Here is a 19,101-nt window from a genome sequence, read left to right on the forward strand (position 1 = left end):
GAGAACACTCATGAAGAATGCATTGCGTCCGGCCATCGTATTGTTCGTTGCACTGACGATCATCACGGGCTTGCTGTATCCGCTCATCGTGACGGCGGTATCGCAGACGGTGTTCAGGCATCAGGCGAACGGCAGCCTCATCGAGCTTGACGGGAAGATCGTCGGTTCCGAACTGATCGGGCAGCAGTTCGACGCGCCGCGCTATTTCTGGGGCCGCTTGTCCGCGACGACGCCGAATCCGTACAACGCGGGAAGCTCCGGCGGTTCCAACCTCGGCCCGACGAACCCCGCGCTGGCCGATGCCGTGAAGGCGCGCATCGCCGCGCTGCACGCCGCCGATCCTGCGAACGACGCCGCCGTTCCGGTCGATCTCGTGACCTCATCGGGCAGCGGGCTCGATCCCGACATCAGCCCGGCGGCGGCCGCGTATCAGATCGCACGCGTGGCGCGGGCGCGCGGGCTGTCCGTCGCGCGAGTCAATGCGCTCGTCGTCGAGGCGACGTCCACGCGCACGTTCGGCGTGATCGGGGAACCTACGGTGAATGTGCTTAAATTGAATCTCGCGCTGGACCGGGCGAGCGTTCGCTGAGCGCCGCCACTCCCTAAGCGCCACATGACGAGAACCCGCTCAGGAGCCCATGCGCCCGACCCCCGATGAACTCCTCGACAAGCTGCAACGCGAGGAAGCGAAGCGCCAGCGCGGCAGGCTGAAGGTGTTCTTCGGCGCGTCGGCGGGCGTCGGCAAGACCTTCGCGATGCTGCAAGCCGCGCGACGCCGCCGCGACGAAGGTGTCGATGTCGTGATCGGCGTCGTCGAAACGCATGGCCGCAAGGAAACGCTCGCGCTGTGCGCGGGCCTTACGACGCTGCCGCCCGCGCACATCGACTATCGCGGCCGCACGCTCGCGGAATTCGATCTCGACGGCGCGCTCGCGCGCAAGCCGCAACTCATCGTCGTCGATGAACTCGCGCATTCGAACGTGCAAGGTTCGCGGCACCTGAAGCGCTGGCAGGACGTGCACGAACTGCTCGACGCGGGCATCGACGTGTACACGACCGTCAACGTGCAGCACTTGGAAAGCCTCAACGATATCGTCGGGCGCATCACGGGCATTCGCGTGTGGGAGACGGTGCCCGACCGCGTGTTCGATCTCGCCGATGAAGTGACGCTCGTCGATCTGCCGCCCGAGGAACTGCTCGATCGTCTGCGCGAAGGCAAGGTCTATCTGCCGCAGCAGGCCGAGCAGGCGGTGCGCAACTTCTTTCGCAAGGGCAACCTGATCGCGCTGCGCGAGCTGGCGTTGCGCCGCACCGCCGACCGCGTCGATGCGCAGATGCGCGAGTACCGCGCCGATCAGTCGATCGAGCGCATCTGGCGGGCGCGGGAGCGGCTGATTGCGTGCGTCGGGCCGGGACCGGAAGGCGCGGCGCTCGTGCGCGCGGCGGCGCGGCTCGCGGCGGCGCTGAAGGCGGACTGGCTCGCGGTCTATGTCGAAACGCCGAAGCTCCAGCGCCTTTCCGACCATGAGCGCCGCCGCACGCTCGACGCGCTCAAGCTCGCCTCGGAACTCGGCGCGGAAACGGTGACGCTCGATGGCGCGGACGCCGCCGCGACGCTCATCGACTATGCGCGCATGCGCAATGTGTCGAAGCTCGTCGCGGGCGCGCCGGGCGCGCGAAGCTGGCGGCGCATCGCGCACACGCCGGTCGCGGAGCGCATCGTGCGGCATGCGGCGGATATCGATGTCACGCTCGTCTCCACGGGCCCGCGCGACGAATCGCCAACGCGGCGCGCGTCGATAGCCGGCGCTTGGCGCGACGCCGGGCATTCGCCGCCGCGCGCTTACTGCTACGCGCTCGCCATCGGCGCGGCGATCACGCTGGTCGCGCATGGGCTGGCCGCGCGGCAGATTGCGCTCACCAATCTCGTGATGGTGTATCTGCTCGGCGTGATCTTCGCCGCCGCGCGGCTCGGGCGCGGGCCGGGCGTGATGCTGTCCTTCGTGTCGGTCGCGGCGTTCGACTTCTTCTTCGTGCCGCCCGCGCTGTCGTTTTCCGTCACCGACACGCAATACGTGCTCACCTTCGTCGTGATGCTGCTGACCTCGCTCACGATCAGTCATCTCACGTCGAGCCTGCGCCGCGAGGCGCGCATCGCGTCGCAGCGGGAACGGCGCACCAGCGCCATGTACGCGATGACGAAAGAACTCGCCGCCGCGCTGATGACCGGGCAGATCATCGAGATCGGCACCCGGCATGTGGCCGAAGTCTTCCAGGCGAAGGTCGCGATGCTGCTGCCCGATGCGAGCGAACGCGTGCGCCAGAAAGTCGACGAGCCGAACGCGGACGCGATGCTGGACGCCGCGCGCATCGACCTCGATATCGCGCAATGGGTCTACGAGCAGCAGAAGCCCGCGGGCCGCGGCACCGACACGCTGCCCGCCACCGATGCGCTCTACTTGCCGCTGCGCGCGCCGATGCGCACGCGCGGCGTGCTGGCGCTCGTCGTCGAGCGGGAAGCGGAACTGGCCGTGCCCGAGCAGCGCCGCATGATCGAGACGTTCGCGGCGCAGATCGCGCTGGCGCTCGAACGCGTGCACTACGTGGATATCGCGCAGGACGCGCTCGTCAACATGGAGTCCGAACGCCTGCGCAATTCGCTGCTCTCGGCGATCTCGCACGACCTGCGCACGCCGTTGACGTCGATTGTCGGTTTCGCGTCGGTGCTGGAGGAAGAGGCGCGCGCGATCGGCGGTTTTTCGGGCGAGTCGCAGGAACTGGTGCACGCGATCCACGAAGAGGCGCTGCGCATGAGCGGGCTCGTGACGAACCTGCTCGACATGGCGCGCTTGCAGGCAGGCGCGATTCGCTTAAACCGTCAATGGTCGATGCTCGAAGAAACCGTCGGCGCCGCGCTGGCAGCAATGAGGCGCACGCTCGCGGGCCGACCTGTGCAGGTGCGCGTGCCGTCGAATCTGCCGATGCTGCGGCTCGACGCGGTGTTGATGGAGCGGCTATTGGCGAACCTGCTGGAGAACGCAGCGAAATATACGCCAGCGCATACGCCGATTCGCATTGCGGCGGAAGAAGAGACATCGGGCGATGCGCGTGCCGTGCGCGTCGTCATCGACGATGAAGGGCCGGGCGTGCCGGCCGGCATGGAGACGCGCCTCTTCGAGAAGTTCACGCGCGGCGAGAAGGAATCGGCGCAACCGGGCATCGGGCTCGGGCTCGCGATTTGTCGCGCGATCGTGGAGGCGCACGGCGGGCGCATCGGCGTGGAGAATCGCGTCGACAGGGAAGCGCGCGCGTGCGGCGCGCGCTTCTGGTTCACGCTGCCGGCGGACGAAGCGCCGCCGGATATCGAGGAGGGCGAGCGGATGTAAGGCGTTAGATCACCGATGCCGGGCTCACACTCGGCGCCTTTAGTCTTATGCGTATCCGCGCGCAGCGTCGGTGGCGACGCCTTCGTATCGCGATGTCATCACCCCGTTCGCGTTCGGCGCAAAAGGCGACGGCCGCGCCGACGATTCCGCCGCCCTGAGTGCCGCCTACGCGCGCGCGAACAGGCGCAACCTGCCCTTCGCTCCATCGCACACTAACCAAAGCGTCCCGCCCGCGCTTTTATGTCCCGCTACAATCGTCCGAACCGCTTACGCCCGAGGGCTTCATATGGATCTCATCATTCGCCGTGCATCGCTCGTGCGCTCGACGGGGCTCGTTGATATCGGCATGGAAGCAGGCCGTATCGCTGCGATCGAGCCGCATCTGAATGCGAGCGCGCGTGAGGAAATCGACGCGAACGGTTCGCTCGTCACCGCGCCGTTCGTCGACGCCCACTTTCACATGGACGCGACGCTCTCGTACGGTCTGCCGCGCGTGAACGCGTCCGGCACGCTGCTCGAAGGCATCGCGTTATGGGGAGAACTGAAGCCCGAACTCACGCAGGAAGCCATCGTCGAGCGCGCGCTGCAGTATTGCGACTGGGCCGTCGCGCGCGGGCTGCTGGCGATCCGCTCGCACGTCGATGTCTGCGATCCGCGTCTGCTCGCCGCCGAGGCGCTCGTCGAAGTGAAGCGCCGCGTGAAGCCGTATCTCGACCTGCAACTCGTCGCATTCCCGCAGGACGGCGTGCTGCGCAGTCCGGGCGCATTCGAGAACCTGAAGCGCGCGATCGCGCTCGGCGTCGATGTCGTCGGCGGCATTCCGCATTTCGAGCGCACGATGGCGGACGGCGCGGCGTCCGTCACGCTGCTGTGCGAGTACGCGGCCCAGCACGGCTTGCGCGTGGACATGCACTGCGACGAATCCGACGATCCGATGTCGCGCCACATCGAAACGCTCGCGGCGGAAACGCATCGGCTAGGTTTGCACGGCCGCGTGGCAGGCTCGCATCTCACTTCCATGCATTCGATGGACAACTACTACGTCAGCAAGCTGATTCCGCTGATGCGCGAAGCGGGCGTCTCGGCGATCGCGAATCCGCTCATCAACATCACGTTGCAGGGACGCTCGGACACCTACCCGAAGCGGCGCGGCATGACGCGCGTGCCCGAACTGATGGCGGCGGGCATCGACGTCGCGTTCGGCCACGACTGCGTGATGGACCCGTGGTACAGCCTGGGCTCCGGCGACATGCTCGAAGTCGCGCACATGGGCCTGCACGTCGCGCAGATGACGGGCGTCGACGCGATGCTCGCGTGCTTCGATGCCGTCACGCGCACGCCCGCGCGCATTCTCGGGCTCGAAGGCTACGGCGTGGAAGTGGGCTGTCATGCGGACTGCGTCGTGCTGGACGCTCGCGATCCGATCGAAGCGATCGGTTTGCGCGCGGCGCGCACGGCGGTGATCAGAAGAGGGAAGGTGGTGAGTCGCAGCCCGGCCATGCGCGCGACGCTCGCGCTGGAAGGCCGGCCCGCGGAAGTGGACTTCAGAATCCAGCGCTGAAAAGCAAAACCCCGGCGCGGCGGCCGGGGTTTCGGATCAGTTGATCAGTGCATCAGTGCACCGTCTGCGTGTGCTCGCTCATGCCGTTGTGACGCAACAGCGCGTCGATGCTCGGCTCGCGTCCGCGAAACGCCTTGAACGAATCCATCGCCGGGCGGCTGCCGCCCACCTCCAGAATCTCGCGGCGATAACGCGTGCCGGTCTCCGCGTTCAGCACCGACCCGTTCGCGGCCTTCGCGGCTTCCTCGAACGCGGCGTAGGCGTCGGCGGACAGCACTTCGGCCCACTTGTAGCTGTAATAGCCCGCCGCGTAACCGCCCGCGAAGATGTGGCTGAACGTATTCGGCCAGCGCGAGAACGGCGCCTGCGGAATGACGTGGAACTTCTCGTTGATCTCGCGGGCGAGGTCGTTCACGTTCTGCGTGCCGTTGGCCGGATCGTAGGACGTGTGCAGCACCATGTCGAACATCGAAAAGACGATCTGGCGCAGCGTGCCGAGACCGCTCTGGAAGTTCTTCGCGGCGAGCATCTTGTCGAAGAGTTCGCGCGGCAGCGGCTGGCCCGTTTCGACGTGCGCCGACATGTCGGTCAGCACGTCCCACTCCCAGCAGAAGTTCTCCATGAATTGCGACGGCAACTCGACCGCGTCCCATTCGACGCCGTTGATGCCCGACACGCCGAGTTCGTCCACGCGCGTGAGCATGTGGTGCAGGCCGTGCCCGAATTCGTGGAAGAGCGTGATGACTTCATCGTGCGTGAAGCAGGCGGGCTTGCCGCCGACGGGCGCGGAGAAATTGCATGTGAGGTACGCGACCGGCGTCTGCACGTCGCCTTGCGTGCGCTTATGGCGGGCGCGGGCGTCGTCCATCCATGCGCCGCCGCGCTTGCCTTCGCGCGCGTACAGGTCCAGATAGAACTGCGCGACGAGCGAGCCGTCCTTGTTCTCGACGCGGAAGAAGCGCACGTCCGGATTCCACACGGCGGCTTCGTCGCGGCGAATCGAGACGTTGAACAACGTTTCGGTCACCTTGAAAAGACCCTTCAATACCGCTTCCTGCGGGAAGTACTGCTTCACTTCGTTCTCGGAGAACGAATAGCGCTTCTGGCGCAGCTTTTCGGCGGCATACGCGACATCCCACGGCTGAAGCTCCGGCATGCCGAGCTCGGTCGCGGCGAACGCGCGCAGTTCCATCCAGTCGTTTTCGGCATACGGACGCGCGCGCTTGGCGAGGTCTTCAAGAAACGCGATGACCTGCGCAGGCGATTCCGCCATCTTCGGCGCAAGCGACACTTCCGCGAAGTTCTGATAGCCGAGCGTGCGCGCTTCTTCCTGACGCAGCTTCAGATGCTCGACGATATTCTGCGTGTTGTCCCACTCGGGCTTGCCGTGGCCGTACGTTTCGCCGAGTTCCGACGCCCGAGTGACATACGCGCGATACATCGCCTCGCGCATCGGCCGATGCTCTGCGTATTGCAAGACGGGGAAATACGAAGGGAAGTGCAGCGTGAACTTCCAGCCTTCCTTGCCTTCTTTCTGCGCGGCTTCGCGGGCGGCTTCAATCACGTCGTCGGGCAGGCCGGCGAGGTCGCTCTGCTGCGTGACGACGTAAGCGTATGCGTTGGTCGAATCCAGCACGTGATCGGAGAATGCCTTCGAGAGCGCAGCCTGTTCTTCCTGCAATTGAGCGAAGCGCGGCTTGCGGTCTTCGGGCAACTCCGCGCCGGACAGGCGGAAATCGCGCAGCGCGTTCTCCAGAATCTTCTTGCGCTCGGGCGAAAGGCCCGCGAATTCGTCGCCTGCGGCGATCGCCTTGTATTTCTCGTACAGCGCGAGATTCTGGCCGACGCCCGCGGAAAACTCGGTGACGCGCGGCAGGTTTTCGGCGTGGGCGGCGCGCAGCTCGGGCGTATCGGCGACGGCGTTCAGATGCCCGACGATGCCCCACGCGCGCGAGAGCTTTTCCGATTCACGCTCCACCGTTTCGACGACGTCCTGCCAGGTGGCAGGCGTGTCCGGCGCGCTCGCGCGATCGACGGCGTTTTTGGCCGCCGCCAGCAACACGTCGAGCGCCGGGGTGACATGCTCGGGCTTGATGTCGCCGAAGCGCGGCAGGTCGGAAAAATCGAGCAGCGGATTGGATGCTGCCGTGGTCGGCGTGGCTGCGGTGGTATCGCTCATGGCTCTCCCGGTTCTGTGATCGTTGAAGCGCGGAGCGGGCCAGTCATGCGAAGCCCGCGCCGCTCGTGTCCGAATGCTATTGGAGCATTATTGGGGCCGCGGGGCCAAAATCCAATGGATTGTTTCTAAGGGGACGATCGCGATGACGCGCGTCCCCGGCGGCTTACGCCTGTGCCGCGCGCTCGGCGGCTTCGATGGTGTTAACGAGCAGCATGGTGATGGTCATCGGGCCGACGCCGCCCGGCACCGGCGTGATGTAGCCCGCGACTTCCTTCACACCCGCGAAGTCGACGTCGCCGCACAGCTTGCCGGCTTCATCGCGATTCATGCCGACGTCGATCACCGTCGCGCCCGGTTTCACCATGTCGGCCGTCAGGATGTTGCGGCGGCCGGTCGCCGCGACGACGACATCGGCGTTGCGTGTGTAGTGCGCGATATCGCGCGTCTTGCTGTGGCAGATCGTGACGGTCGCGCCCGCTTCGAGCAGCAACAGCGCCATCGGCTTGCCGACGATATTCGAGCGTCCGATCACCACCGCATTCGCGCCCGTCAGGTCGATGCCGTGCGCCTCGAACATCTTCATCACGCCATACGGCGTGCACGGGCGAAAGAGCGGCTTGCCGGTCATCAGCGCGCCCGCGTTCGCGACGTGAAAGCCGTCCACGTCCTTCTCCGGCGCAATGGCTTCGATCACCTTATGGCTGTCGATATGCGCGGGCAACGGCAACTGCACCAGAATGCCGTGAATGGCCGGATCGGCATTGAGCTTCTCGATGTGCGCAAGCAGTTCGCTTTCGGCGAGCGTCGCCGGAAAGCGGTCGAAGACCGAATGCAGCCCGTTGTCCTGGCACGCCTTCACCTTGTTGCGCACGTAGACTTCGCTCGCCGGATTGTCGCCGACGAGCACCACGGCGAGCCCCGGCTTGTGTCCGCGAGCGGTGAGCGCGGCCGCGCGGGCGGCGACATCGGCGCGAAGAGTCTTGGAGAGGGCGTTACCGTCGATGAGTTGGGCAGTCATGGCGAATCGGAATCGAGATTGGGCGGCGTAGCGAGGAGGGCGCGCAGGCGATACGTCGTGCTGCCGGGCGTGCCAGGGCGCGCAAGGCGCCCTCGAAGAAGGGCGAGATTATACCGCCGGGCGCTTTCCGGCGTCCGGCGGCGTGTTCGCGCGAGGGTGCCGGCCGTGCTCGTCGGTCTATGGCGAGACGGGCTGCCACGAAGGATCGGGATCGAACGACTTGATCGACGCCGCCACGCGCGCCGACGCCGGACCGAGGTTCTTCTGATAGAGCTGCCCGTCCTGGTCGATCATGAAGGACATCACGCCGGTTTCGCCGTACTTCGCCGGCCAGGCGATCAGGCCGAAGCCGTCCGCGAGCGCGCCGCCTTGCATGTAATTCTTCGCGCCGCCTTTCGCGTGCGGCCCTTGCGCAGTAAGGATCCGATAGTGATAGCCGTAGTAGCCGCCCGAGGCCGTCGCCTTGTTCGGCATGGCCGCCGCGAGCGGGCCGAGCGGGCTTTCCGGCTCGCCGGGCGCCGTGTCCCAGTAGAGGCCGTCGTGCTTGCCGGGCGTGCTCACGAAGCGGTCGGCGTAGTGGTTCGTGAGCTTGCGATAGTCGTTCTGCGCATCGACGCAGGCGAGCGCGACGCGCATCGCCGATCGCTCGTTCCGGCCGATGCGCCGCGTCAGCACTTCGTCGCGCGCGGCGGGCATGTCGAAGCGCCAGCCCTTGTCCGTCTGCACGAGCGGAATGGGCAAAGTCCAGCCGCTGTCGCCGGTCTCGATATGCGCGCGCCGCGGGCCGCCCGCATGCTCCGCATCCTCGACGATGCGGTGTTCCTTCGCCCACGAGCCGAGGTACTCGTAGATGTCGTCCTGACCGATGTTGTCGGTCGGCACGTAGCGCGCGTGGTCCTTGCCGAGCACTTTGGAGAGCGCGGTTTCGTCGTTCGATGCAATGGCGTCCGTGAGGGCTTGCGCCGCGGCTTCGGGCGTCGGATAGACGGCCTGCGCATGCGCGAGCGAGGCCGCGAGCAAAAGCGCTGCGCAGAGAAAAGGGCGCGGCGATGCGGCAAGTGTCTTCATCGAAATCATGTCGGGCTCCTGAGTCGTTGGCATGGGCATGGGTGTGGCGCAGCGAAGCTCGGCGGCTCAGCGGCGATGAAAACCGCCGCCGCCGCCATGAAACCCGCCCCCGCCGCCGCCGTGAAACCCGCCGCCCCCGCCGCCGCCCTGGAACCCGCCGCTGCGCTGGATTCCGCCGCCGCCGCCGTTGCCGAGTCCGCCGCCTTGTCGTTCGAAGCCGCCGCCCGCGTTCGGATGCGCGCTCGCGAACGCCTGGCGGCTCGCTTGCCCGCGCTGGATGTCCTGCCGCGCTGCGTTGCCGTCGCCTGCGCCGCGCAGCGCGTTGTCGCGGTTCACGCTCTGCGCGCGCTGATGCAGATCGTTGTTGCCGATGCCGCGTCCTTCGCCGCCTTGCCGGATGTTCTGCACGCGCTGGCTCGCCGACTGATTGAGGTTCTGCCCGGTGCGCTGCTGGAGCGTCTGCGCAGCCTGCGCGCGGGCCTGATCGCGGCCGCGGAACTGATCGCGATTGACCGCACCGAGATTCTGATTCCCGAAGTTCTGCCGATTGCCGATGTTGTTGCGGTTGAACTGCGGGTCGTTGCGATTCCAGCGCACGTTGTTGCTGTTCGCGTTGATGCGGTTGTTGATGTTGATGTTGTTGTAGCGGTTCACGTTCACGTTGACATCGTGGCGGCCCCAGTCGCAGTTGCCCCATAGCGCGTTCGCGACCGCGACGCCGGTGCCGAACGCGAGCCCCGCCGCGAGACCGGAGGCAATTGCATAGCCGGGCGGCGGCGGCACGTAGACCGGCGGATACGCGGGATACGGCCACGCGCCGTAGACCACGGTCGGGTTATAGGTCGGCACGTAGACCACTTGCGGATTGGCCGGCACGATCTGAATGGTGCTCTGCTCGACGACCACCTTTTGCTGTTCGCTGCTCTTGAGATTGCCCGCGCTCTGCGCCGCGCGCCGCAGCCGCTGCACGGAATCCATCACGTCGCCGGATTGCGCGATGAACGCGTTGCCGAGTTGCGAAACCCAGTCGGGCTTGGACGCCATCGTCGCCAGCGCTTGCGGAAACGCAACCAGCGATTGCACGCTCGGGTCCCACGGCTCGGACTGCACGGCCTTGACCGCGTCGTCGCCCTTGATGTTCGGATTGGCCTTCGACCACTGCGCGGCCGCCTGAATGTCCTGCGGATACGTCGAGGCCATCAGCACCTGGGCGAGCAGCGCGTCGGGATAGAGCGCGATGGGCGCGACGAGCGCATCGATCTGCTCGTTCGAGAGCCTCTGGCCGGCGGGCTGCGTCTGAGCGTGGGCGGGCGGCGCATGAAATACGGCGAGCGGCGCGGCGGCGAGCACCGCGGCGAGCGCGAGAAGGCGTATTGGACGCAGGCGGTCCGTGACCGACCGGCGTGGCGTTTCGTGCAACCTCGAGTCCGCCTGGCGCGCGGCATGACTCTCAAGGCGCAGCAACGTCGGCGCTTCGAATGGCCGGCGGCAGATGAACCGACTCGAAGCGGAGGACTTCGATGTGTGCGTCGAACGGCCAAAGAGGGCGATGAAGTCGCCTGTCCGAAGCGCGCCGCGAGCAATATGACTGCCAAGACGCAATAACGTCGGCGCTTCGACTGACCAGCGGCAGATGAACCGATCGAAAGCAGAAGACTTGGATACGTTCGCGGATCGACGCAAGAAAGCGGCAAGGGATAGACACGTTCGCGTGGGCTTGCGGTGGATGGCGAAACGTTTGCCTGTGCGTACAGCGGTTGCCTTGTCGCGCATGATCGACTCCGGTGTTGGGGCACGATCAAACTACGGGCGGGCGCTCTACGGTGTCAACGCGAAACACGAAATTACGCGTTTCGGTTTCGCGGATGCGGCAAGCCATGCAAACGACAGTGGCCGGCATGAAAGCCGGCCACGCAAGGGAACTGCCAGGACGGTTACTGCTGAGGCTTGTTGGACAGCGCGAGGCGCAGCAAATCGGCGACGGTATTCACCGACAGCTTCTCCATGATGTTCGCGCGATGCGCTTCCACCGTCTTGATGCTGATGCCGAGGTCGTCCGCGATCTGCTTGTTGAGACGCCCCGCGATGATGCGCTCGAGCACCTGATGCTCGCGCGCCGTCAGCTTGCCGAGCCGCTCGGCGGCCGCGCGCTGCTGCTGGACGCTCGTGCTCTCGCTGCGCGCCTTTTCCAGCATGCGCTCGACCAGCTTGCGCAGTTCCGCCTCGTCGAACGGCTTCTCGATGAAATCCATCGCGCCTTTCTTCATGGTCGAGACGGCCATCGGCACGTCGCCGTGACCGGTGACGAAGATGATCGGCAGCACGGAGTTGTCCGCGATCAGCTTTTCCTGCAATTCGAGCCCCGTCATGCCGGCCATGCGCACGTCGAGAATCAGGCAGGCGATGGCGCCGGAATGCGCGATCGGCAGATAAACGTCGAGGAACGATTCGGCGCTGGAGAAGCACTGCACGCGATAGCCGTTGGCTTCGAGCAGCCAGCGCAAAGAATCACGCACGGCCTCGTCATCGTCGACGACAAAGACGGTTTCCTGAGTGGTGACTGGACTGCTCATAGTTCTCCCGTAACGGTATGTTGTCTCGTATTGGTATGTTCGTCGCGCGCGTCGGCGCCCGGTCCCGTTGATCCGTCCGCTTCGCCGATCGGCAGGCTGCAGTGGAAGGTCGCGCCGGTCACGTGGCCGTCCGCCTCGACGTTGTTCACCACCCACAGCCGCCCGCGATGCGATTCGATGATCGAGCGGCAAATATTCAGGCCCATGCCCATGCCGTCGGATTTCGTGCTGTAGAACGGCTCGAACAGACGCTCGGCCGTGGCTTCGTCGACGCCCGGACCCTGATCCACCACGCTGATGCACACGAAACCGCCATCGGTTCGCTGTACGACCACGCGTATCACCGGATCGACGGCGTTCGGCTTTGCATCATGCATTGCTTCGGCCGCGTTTTTCAACAGGTTGACCAACACTTGTTCGATCAAAACCGGATCGACGTAGATCACCGGCATGCGCGAGCGGATCTCGGTGACGATGCGGATCTTGCGCTTGCGCGCTTCGATCTCCGCGAGACCGACCGCGTCCGCGACGATATCCGCGACGCGCGTCGCCTGGCGCTTCGGCTCGCTGCGCTTCACGAACTCGCGGATGCGCTTGATGATCATGCCCGCGCGCACCGCCTGCTGCGCGGTCTTCTCCAGCACCGGAAGCAGCGTTCCCTGCGTCATCCGGCCGGACTTCACGAGCGCGACGCAGCCCGAGCAATAGTTGTTGATCGCGGCGAGCGGCTGGTTCAACTCGTGCGCGAGCGACGACGCCATCTCGCCCATGGTCATCAGGCGGCTCGTGAACTGGAGCTTCTCTTCCTGCTGATGCGCCAGTTCCTGCGCCTGCTTGCGCTGGGTGATGTCGGTCGCGATCTGCATCTGCGCGAGGTGGCCGTCCACCCACTGAATGTACTGGCGGCGCACTTCGAACCACTTCTGGATGCCCTCGACGTAGACCTCCTGCGCGTCCGCCGAGCTTTCGGTGAGCGCGGCGGCGGGCAGGCCCGCGTAGGTGTCGATCATGTCGAGCGTGTCGGACGAGCTTTGCGCGTTGCCGTCGAAGGCCGCGCCCGCCAGTTGCAGATGCCCGTCCGGGCGAATGCCGAACAGGTGACGGTAGTAGCGGTTCGCGAACAGCAGTTCGGCTTCGTCGGCGGCGAGCACGGACACGGCCGCGTCGAGGCTTTCGAGGACGGTGGTGAAGCGTTCGTGCGCGGCGGCGAGTTCCTCGCGGGCGCGCTTGGGTTCGGTGATGTCCGTCATCGACGACATCCAGCCCGTCTGACGGCCGGAACTGTCGATGAGCGGGGACACGTAGAGCCGCGCGTGGAAGAACGAGCCGTCCTTGCGGCGCACGCGCAGTTCGAAGCCGGACGACGGCGCCTTGCCGCGCAGCGTCATGTCGAGCTGGCGCTGCATTTCGGGGTACGCGTCGCGCGGCCAGTACGGAAACGGCGCGTTCTTGCCGACGAGATCGCTTTCGTCCCAGCCCGTCATGCGGCAGAACGCGGGATTCACGTGCGTGATGCGGCCGTGCATATCGAGCACGCGCATGCCGATCAGCACCGAGTTTTCCATCGCGCGGCGGAAGAAGGCTTCGGCGTAGAGCGCCTGCTGCGCCTCGAAGCGCTGGCGCGTGTGCTTCCACAGGCTCCAGAGGCTCCACAGCACGAAGCACGACAAGCCCGCGACGAGCCACACCAGCGTGTTATTGGTGAAGTTCGTGAGCTGCGGATACGAATAGACGCGCACCGACAGGCCCTGTCCGGGCGGGTCGAGCGGCAGGTCGTAGAACATGTCGCGCGGCAGGCGCGGCCGGCTCGACGTGGTCGCGAGCTCGCGATTGTTCAGATCGGTGATCGAGATTTTGTACTTCGCCGACAGTTCGCTCGGAATGTCGCGCTTCAGAATGCCTTCGATCGAAAACACCGCCGCGATGGAGCCGAGGAATTCGCGGTCGCGAAACACGGGCGTTTGCAGCGTGATGTAACCGTTGCCGAGGTCGTCGTAGAGAAGCGGCGAGTAGACCTGGCGGCGCGTGGTGCGCGCTTCGTCGAACGCTGCCTGCACGGCCTCGTCCATTTGCGTGTCGTTCGGCTTCGCGAGGCGCGAGCCGAGCACCGGCAGCGGCGTATTGGGCCAGCGCGGCTTGTGCTCGCTCGTGTACCAGTTCATGTAGAGGATCTCGGGATGCCCCTGCATGATGTCGGTGGACGCCGTCTGGAAGTTTTGCGAGTCGCCGTGGCCGGCCGCGATGTCGCGCGCGAGGGCCTGGATTTGTTCTTGCGCACCCGTCATGGCAAGACGGATTTGCTGCTGCGCCCACGCGACGTTGCGGTACAGCGTGTCTTCCTGCTGCTGCTGCTCGCGCCGGTTCAGGCTCCAGAGAATCAGACTCATCACCACCAAAAAAACGATGATGGAGATGAGCGGCGTGAGTAAATAGGAGTTCGACCACCACGGGCCGTGGTGCCAGCGGGAGGGCGACGAGTCGGTCGGTTTCTTACCGACGCGCGCCGAGCGTTTGATCAGCCGGTCAGTCAACATGGAAGCGATTGTAACGCAGCACCCGATTGTTAATTGGCGTAAAAAGACGGTAAAGACGGCTCATTTGCGGGAAAAGGAGGAGAAACGTCTGAACAGAAAAACCATATGGGACGGTGCATTGCAGCATTTTTTCACATCATGAGATCCGCTCCCATGATTCGAAAAATTCCTTGCTACTAGGTCTGGACCCTCTTTAGAATGCCGGCACGCGGCCAGTGCCCGAGTCCGTGCGGGCGTGTGTTTTTCGGCTGTTCTTAGAGCGTTCCTCACATCAGGAGACGAGCATGTCCGCTGTACCCGACGAAGTTCTCAAATATGTCGCCAATGCCAAGGACGACGATCCGCAAGAAACCGCCGAATGGCTCGAAGCACTGGATGGCGTGATTTCGGCGGTCGGCCCTGACCGCGCGCATTACCTGATCGAGAAACAGATCGAGTTCGCTCGCGTGCACGGCGAACACCTGCCGTTTTCGGCCAACACCCCGTACATCAACACGATTCCGGTCGCGTCGCAGGCAAAGATCCCGGGCGACCAGGACGTCGAGCACCGCATTCGTTCGTACACGCGCTGGAACGCCATCGCCATGGTGCTGCGCGCGGGCAAGGACACGAACGTCGGCGGGCACATCGCTTCGTTCGCGTCGGCCGCGACGCTCTATGACGTCGGCTTCAATCACTTCTGGCACGCACCGTCCAAGGAACACGGCGGCGACCTCGTGTTCGTCCAGGGTCACTCGTCGCCGGGCGTCTATTCGCGCGCCTTCCTGCTCGGCCGCCTGACCGAGAAGCAACTGGACAATTTCCGCCAGGAAGTGGGCGGCGAGGGCATCTCGTCGTATCCGCACCCGTGGCTGATGCCGGACTTCTGGCAGTTCCCGACCGTCTCGATGGGTCTCGGCCCGATCATGGCGATCTATCAGGCGCGCTTCATGAAGTACATGCAGGCGCGCGGCATCGCGAAGACGGAAGGCCGCAAGGTCTGGGCGTTCCTCGGCGACGGCGAGACGGACGAGCCGGAATCGCTCGGCGCGATCGGCATGGCCGGCCGCGAGCGTCTCGACAACCTCGTGTTCGTCATCAACTGCAACCTGCAGCGTCTGGACGGCCCGGTGCGCGGCAACGGCAAGATCATCCAGGAACTGGAGAGCGAATTCCGCGGCGCGGGCTGGAACGTCATCAAGGTGATCTGGGGCAGCCGCTGGGACGCGCTCTTTGCCCGCGACAAGACCGGCGCGCTGATGCGCCGCATGATGGAAGTGGTCGACGGCGAATACCAGACGTACAAGTCGGAGTCGGGCGCGTTCGTGCGCGAGCACTTCTTCAACACGCCGGAACTCAAGGCGCTCGTCGCCGACTGGTCCGATGAAGACATCTGGAACCTGAACCGCGGCGGTCACGATCCGCACAAGATCTACGCCGCGTTCGACGCCGCCACGAAGACGAAGGGCGCGCCGACCGTCATCCTCGCCAAGACCATCAAGGGCTACGGCATGGGCGAGCACGGTCAGGCGATGAACATCACGCACCAGCAGAAGAAGCTGCCGATCGAGACACTGAAGAAATTCCGCGACCAGTTCCGCCTGCCGATCAGCGACGAGCAGATCGTCGACGTGCCGTACCTCACGTTCGAGGAAGGCTCGAAGGAACTCGAATACATGCGCCAGAAGCGCATGGATCTGGGCGGCTATCTGCCGGCGCGCCGCCAAAAGGCGGAATCGCTGCCGGTGCCGGCGCTCTCCGCGTTCGAACCGCTCCTGAAGGGCACGGGCGAAGGCCGCGAAATCTCCACGACGATGGCCTTCGTGCGCGTGCTGAACATCCTGCTGAAGGACAAGGCCATCGGCAAGCGCGTCGTGCCGATCGTGCCCGACGAATCGCGCACCTTCGGCATGGAAGGCCTCTTCCGCCAGATCGGCATCTGGAATCAGGACGGTCAGAAGTACATTCCGGAAGACTCCGACCAGCTGATGTTCTACAAGGAATCGGAGACGGGTCAGATCCTGCAGGAAGGCATCAACGAAGCCGGTGGCATGTGTGACTGGATCGCGGCCGCGACGTCGTACTCGACGCACGGCGAGATCATGATCCCGTTCTACATCTTCTATTCGATGTTCGGCTTCCAGCGCATCGGCGACCTGGCGTGGGCCGCGGGCGACATGCGTTCGCGTGGCTTCCTCCTGGGCGGCACCGCGGGCCGCACGACGCTCAACGGCGAAGGCCTGCAGCACGAAGACGGCCACTCGCTGCTGTGGGCGGCGTCGATTCCTAACTGCGTGAGCTACGACCCGACCTTCGGCTACGAACTCGCGGTCATCATGCAGGACGGCCTGCGCCGCATGGTGCAGGAGCAGGAGGACGTGTACTACTACATCACCGTGATGAACGAGAACTACGAGCATCCGGCGATTCCGCAAGGCGAGTCGGTCGCGGCCGACATCATCAAGGGCATGTACTCGTTCAAGAAGGCCGAGAGCGCGGGCAAGGCGCACGTGCAGCTGATGGGCGCGGGCACGATCTTCAACGAAGTGATCGCCGCCGCCGATCTGCTGAAGAACGACTGGGGCGTGTCCGCCGATCTCTGGAGCGTGCCGAGCTTCACGGAACTGGCCCGCGAAGGCCAGGCGTGCGAGCGCTACAACCTGCTGCATCCGACCGAAGAGAAGCGCGTGCCGCACGTGACGAAGCTGCTGAAGGACGCGCAGGGCCCGGTGATCGCATCGACGGACTACATCCGCGCGCTCGTCGACCAGATTCGCGGCTATGTGCCGAACAAGTTCGTGGTGCTCGGCACCGACGGCTACGGCCGCTCGGATACGCGCGAGGCGCTGCGCCACTTCTTCGAAGTCGACCGCTACTGGGTCACGCTGGCGGCGCTCAACGCGCTTGCCGACGAAGGCACGATCGAGCGTAACGTCGTCGCTGAGGCGATCAAGAAGTACAACCTCGACCCGGCCAAACCCAACCCGATGACCGTCTAAAGGCATCGCCCCCGAGCGTTGTGACGCGGCCTCTTTCCGAAGCGGAAAGAGGCCGCGTGCAACCCAGGAGACACTAATAATGAGTCAAGCGATCGAAGTCAAAGTGCCGGACATCGGCGATTTCAAGGACATTCCGGTGATCGAAGTGCTGGTCAAGCCGGGCGATGTCGTTGAGCAGGAACAATCCCTCGTCACGCTCGAATCCGACAAGGCCACGATGGACGTGCCCAGCTCGTCGGCGGGCACGGTGAAGGAAGTCAAGGTCAAGGTGGGCGACAACGTCTCCGAAGGCACGCTCATCGTCGTGCTGGAAGGCGGCGCGAACGCTGCGTCTGCCGCGCCTGCCGCGCCTGCGAAAGAAGAGGCGCCCGCGCAAACGCAGACGCACTCGCAGCCCGCGCAGGCTTCGGGCGGCGGCGGCTCGGTGGAAGTGAAGGTGCCGGATATCGGCGACTTCACGGACATTCCGATCATCGAGATCGCCGTCAAGGTCGGGGACAAGGTCGAGAAGGAACAGTCGCTCGTCACGCTCGAATCGGATAAGGCGACGATGGACGTGCCGAGCCCGGCTGCGGGCACGGTCAAGGAACTGAAGGTGAAGATCGGCGATACGGTGTCCGAAGGATCGCTGATTCTCGTGCTCGAAGGCGGCGAAGGCGGGGCTGCCGCGGCGCCAGCGGCAGCGGCGCCGAAGCAGGAAGCCCCGACGCCCGCCCCAGCGCCGCCCGATGCGCCCGCGAAGCCCGCGCCCGCGAAGGAAGCGCCGTCCGCGCTCGCGCAAGCGCCCGTGATGCCCGCGGGCGACGGCACGCGTACGTCGAGCCACGCGTCGCCTTCGGTGCGCAAGTTCGCGCGTGAACTCGGCGTGGACGTGACGCGGGTGAACGGCACCGGTCCGAAGGGTCGAATCACGCAGCAGGACGTCACCGCATTCGTGAAGGGCGTGATGACGGGGCAGGCCAAGGCGCCCGCCGCGGCAGCCGCGCCGGCGGGCGGTGGCGGCGGCGAGTTGGGACTGCTGCCGTGGCCGAAGGTCGATTTCACGAAGTTCGGTCCGGTCGACCCGAAACCGCTTTCGCGCATCAAGAAGATCTCGGGCGCGAACCTGCATCGGAACTGGGTCATGATCCCGCACGTCACGAACAACGACGAAGCGGACATCACCGAGCTGGAAGAGCTGCGCGTCAAGCTGAACAAGGAACACGAGAAAGCGGGCGTGAAGTTCACGATGCTCGCGTTCGTCATCAAGGCCGTGGTCGCGGCGCTGAAGAAGTTCCCGACCTTCAACGCGAGCCTCGACGGCGACAACCTCGTCTTCAAGAAGTACTACCACATCGGTTTCGCGGCCGACACGCCGAACGGCCTCGTCGTCCCCGTGATCCGCGATGCGGACAAGAAGGGCCTGGTCGATATCGCGAAGGAAATGGCGGAGTTGTCGAAGCTCGCCCGCGAAGGCAAGCTGAAGCCGGACCAGATGCAGGGCGGCTGCTTCTCGATCTCGTCGCTGGGCGGCATCGGCGGCACGCACTTCACGCCGATCATCAACGCGCCGGAAGTGGCGATCCTCGGGTTGTCGCGCGGCCAGCAAAAGCCCGTGTGGGACGGCAAGCAGTTCGTGCCGCGTCTCACGCTGCCGCTCTCGCTGTCGTACGACCATCGCGTGATCGACGGCGCGGAAGCCGCGCGCTTCAACGCGTATCTGTCGGCGATTCTGGCGGATTTCCGTCGCGTGATTCTTTGATCGCGGCGCGCGTTCGGGCTTGCCTGTCCGAACGCGCGGCCCAGCCGACGGCGGAACCGCGCG

Annotated in this window: 11 protein-coding genes; 5 read left to right on the forward strand and 6 right to left on the reverse strand. The window is 65.2% G+C overall.

Features of this window, described 5'->3' with window-relative positions; translation table 11 throughout:
- Nucleotides 1-10: 10 nt before the first annotated feature.
- The 3 genes from kdpC to NCR34_RS05540 all read left to right on the forward strand — a co-directional run bounded on the left by kdpC (nucleotide 11) and on the right by NCR34_RS05540 (nucleotide 4,947).
- The gene (gene kdpC, locus NCR34_RS05530; RefSeq protein ID WP_250499216.1) at nucleotides 11-589 is read left to right on the forward strand and encodes a potassium-transporting ATPase subunit KdpC; all 579 of its coding nucleotides are present in this window, start codon (nucleotides 11-13) and stop codon (nucleotides 587-589) included.
- Nucleotides 590-638: 49 nt separating this feature from the next.
- On the forward strand, nucleotides 639-3,386 hold the full coding sequence (locus tag NCR34_RS05535) for a DUF4118 domain-containing protein (RefSeq protein WP_250499217.1): 2,748 nt from the start codon (nucleotides 639-641) through the stop codon (nucleotides 3,384-3,386).
- A gap of 286 nt (nucleotides 3,387-3,672) precedes the next feature.
- Nucleotides 3,673-4,947, forward strand: coding sequence for an amidohydrolase family protein (locus NCR34_RS05540; RefSeq protein WP_250499218.1), 1,275 nt, complete (start codon nucleotides 3,673-3,675; stop codon nucleotides 4,945-4,947).
- A gap of 52 nt (nucleotides 4,948-4,999) precedes the next feature.
- Here the strand turns inward: NCR34_RS05540 and NCR34_RS05545 are convergent, their stop codons facing one another.
- The 6 genes from NCR34_RS05545 to fixL all read right to left on the reverse strand — a co-directional run bounded on the left by NCR34_RS05545 (nucleotide 5,000) and on the right by fixL (nucleotide 14,319).
- Nucleotides 5,000-7,126, reverse strand: coding sequence for a M3 family metallopeptidase (locus tag NCR34_RS05545; protein WP_250499219.1), 2,127 nt, complete (start codon nucleotides 7,124-7,126; stop codon nucleotides 5,000-5,002).
- A 163-nt stretch (nucleotides 7,127-7,289) separates the two neighbouring features.
- Nucleotides 7,290-8,144 carry a bifunctional methylenetetrahydrofolate dehydrogenase/methenyltetrahydrofolate cyclohydrolase FolD gene (folD, locus tag NCR34_RS05550; protein ID WP_175939986.1) on the reverse strand — a complete coding sequence of 285 codons (855 nt, stop codon included), beginning with the start codon at nucleotides 8,142-8,144 and terminating at the stop codon, nucleotides 7,290-7,292.
- Nucleotides 8,145-8,321: 177 nt separating this feature from the next.
- Entirely contained in the window at nucleotides 8,322-9,221 is a 900-nt protein-coding gene (locus NCR34_RS05555) for a DUF2950 domain-containing protein (RefSeq protein WP_502800045.1), read from the reverse strand.
- A 57-nt stretch (nucleotides 9,222-9,278) separates the two neighbouring features.
- On the reverse strand, nucleotides 9,279-10,595 hold the full coding sequence (locus NCR34_RS05560) for a DUF3300 domain-containing protein (protein ID WP_250499261.1): 1,317 nt from the start codon (nucleotides 10,593-10,595) through the stop codon (nucleotides 9,279-9,281).
- Between the two features lie 551 nt (nucleotides 10,596-11,146).
- On the reverse strand, nucleotides 11,147-11,785 hold the full coding sequence (gene fixJ, locus NCR34_RS05565) for an oxygen response regulator transcription factor FixJ (RefSeq protein ID WP_159835767.1): 639 nt from the start codon (nucleotides 11,783-11,785) through the stop codon (nucleotides 11,147-11,149).
- Nucleotides 11,782-14,319 carry an oxygen sensor histidine kinase FixL gene (gene fixL, locus NCR34_RS05570; RefSeq protein WP_250499220.1) on the reverse strand — a complete coding sequence of 846 codons (2,538 nt, stop codon included), beginning with the start codon at nucleotides 14,317-14,319 and terminating at the stop codon, nucleotides 11,782-11,784. Before fixL ends, fixJ begins: the two co-directional genes overlap by 4 nt.
- Nucleotides 14,320-14,603: 284 nt before the next feature.
- On the opposite strand from fixL, the gene aceE reads away from it, so the two are divergent.
- Together aceE and aceF are read left to right on the forward strand one after the other, a co-directional pair.
- Entirely contained in the window at nucleotides 14,604-17,297 is a 2,694-nt protein-coding gene (gene aceE / locus NCR34_RS05575) for a pyruvate dehydrogenase (acetyl-transferring), homodimeric type (RefSeq protein WP_175939988.1), read from the forward strand.
- A 79-nt stretch (nucleotides 17,298-17,376) separates the two neighbouring features.
- On the forward strand, nucleotides 17,377-19,038 hold the full coding sequence (gene aceF, locus NCR34_RS05580; protein ID WP_250499221.1) for a dihydrolipoyllysine-residue acetyltransferase: 1,662 nt from the start codon (nucleotides 17,377-17,379) through the stop codon (nucleotides 19,036-19,038).
- Nucleotides 19,039-19,101: the final 63 nt, after the last annotated feature.

This window comes from Caballeronia sp. GAWG1-5s-s (genome assembly GCF_023631445.1).
In the GTDB taxonomy this organism is placed as follows: Bacteria; Pseudomonadota; Gammaproteobacteria; order Burkholderiales; family Burkholderiaceae; genus Caballeronia.

Excerpts from the sequence above, each read along its gene's own strand:
- kdpC (WP_250499216.1), top strand. The coding sequence starts at position 11 with ATGAAGAATGCATTGCGTCCGGCCATCGTATTGTTCGTTGCACTGACG.
- NCR34_RS05535 (WP_250499217.1), top strand. The coding sequence starts at position 639 with ATGCGCCCGACCCCCGATGAACTCCTCGACAAGCTGCAACGCGAGGAA.
- NCR34_RS05540 (WP_250499218.1), top strand. The coding sequence starts at position 3,673 with ATGGATCTCATCATTCGCCGTGCATCGCTCGTGCGCTCGACGGGGCTC.
- NCR34_RS05545 (WP_250499219.1), bottom strand. The coding sequence starts at position 7,126 with ATGAGCGATACCACCGCAGCCACGCCGACCACGGCAGCATCCAATCCG.
- folD (WP_175939986.1), bottom strand. The coding sequence starts at position 8,144 with ATGACTGCCCAACTCATCGACGGTAACGCCCTCTCCAAGACTCTTCGC.
- NCR34_RS05555 (WP_502800045.1), bottom strand. The coding sequence starts at position 9,221 with ATGATTTCGATGAAGACACTTGCCGCATCGCCGCGCCCTTTTCTCTGC.
- fixJ (WP_159835767.1), bottom strand. The coding sequence starts at position 11,785 with ATGAGCAGTCCAGTCACCACTCAGGAAACCGTCTTTGTCGTCGACGAT.
- fixL (WP_250499220.1), bottom strand. The coding sequence starts at position 14,319 with ATGTTGACTGACCGGCTGATCAAACGCTCGGCGCGCGTCGGTAAGAAA.
- aceE (WP_175939988.1), top strand. The coding sequence starts at position 14,604 with ATGTCCGCTGTACCCGACGAAGTTCTCAAATATGTCGCCAATGCCAAG.
- aceF (WP_250499221.1), top strand. The coding sequence starts at position 17,377 with ATGAGTCAAGCGATCGAAGTCAAAGTGCCGGACATCGGCGATTTCAAG.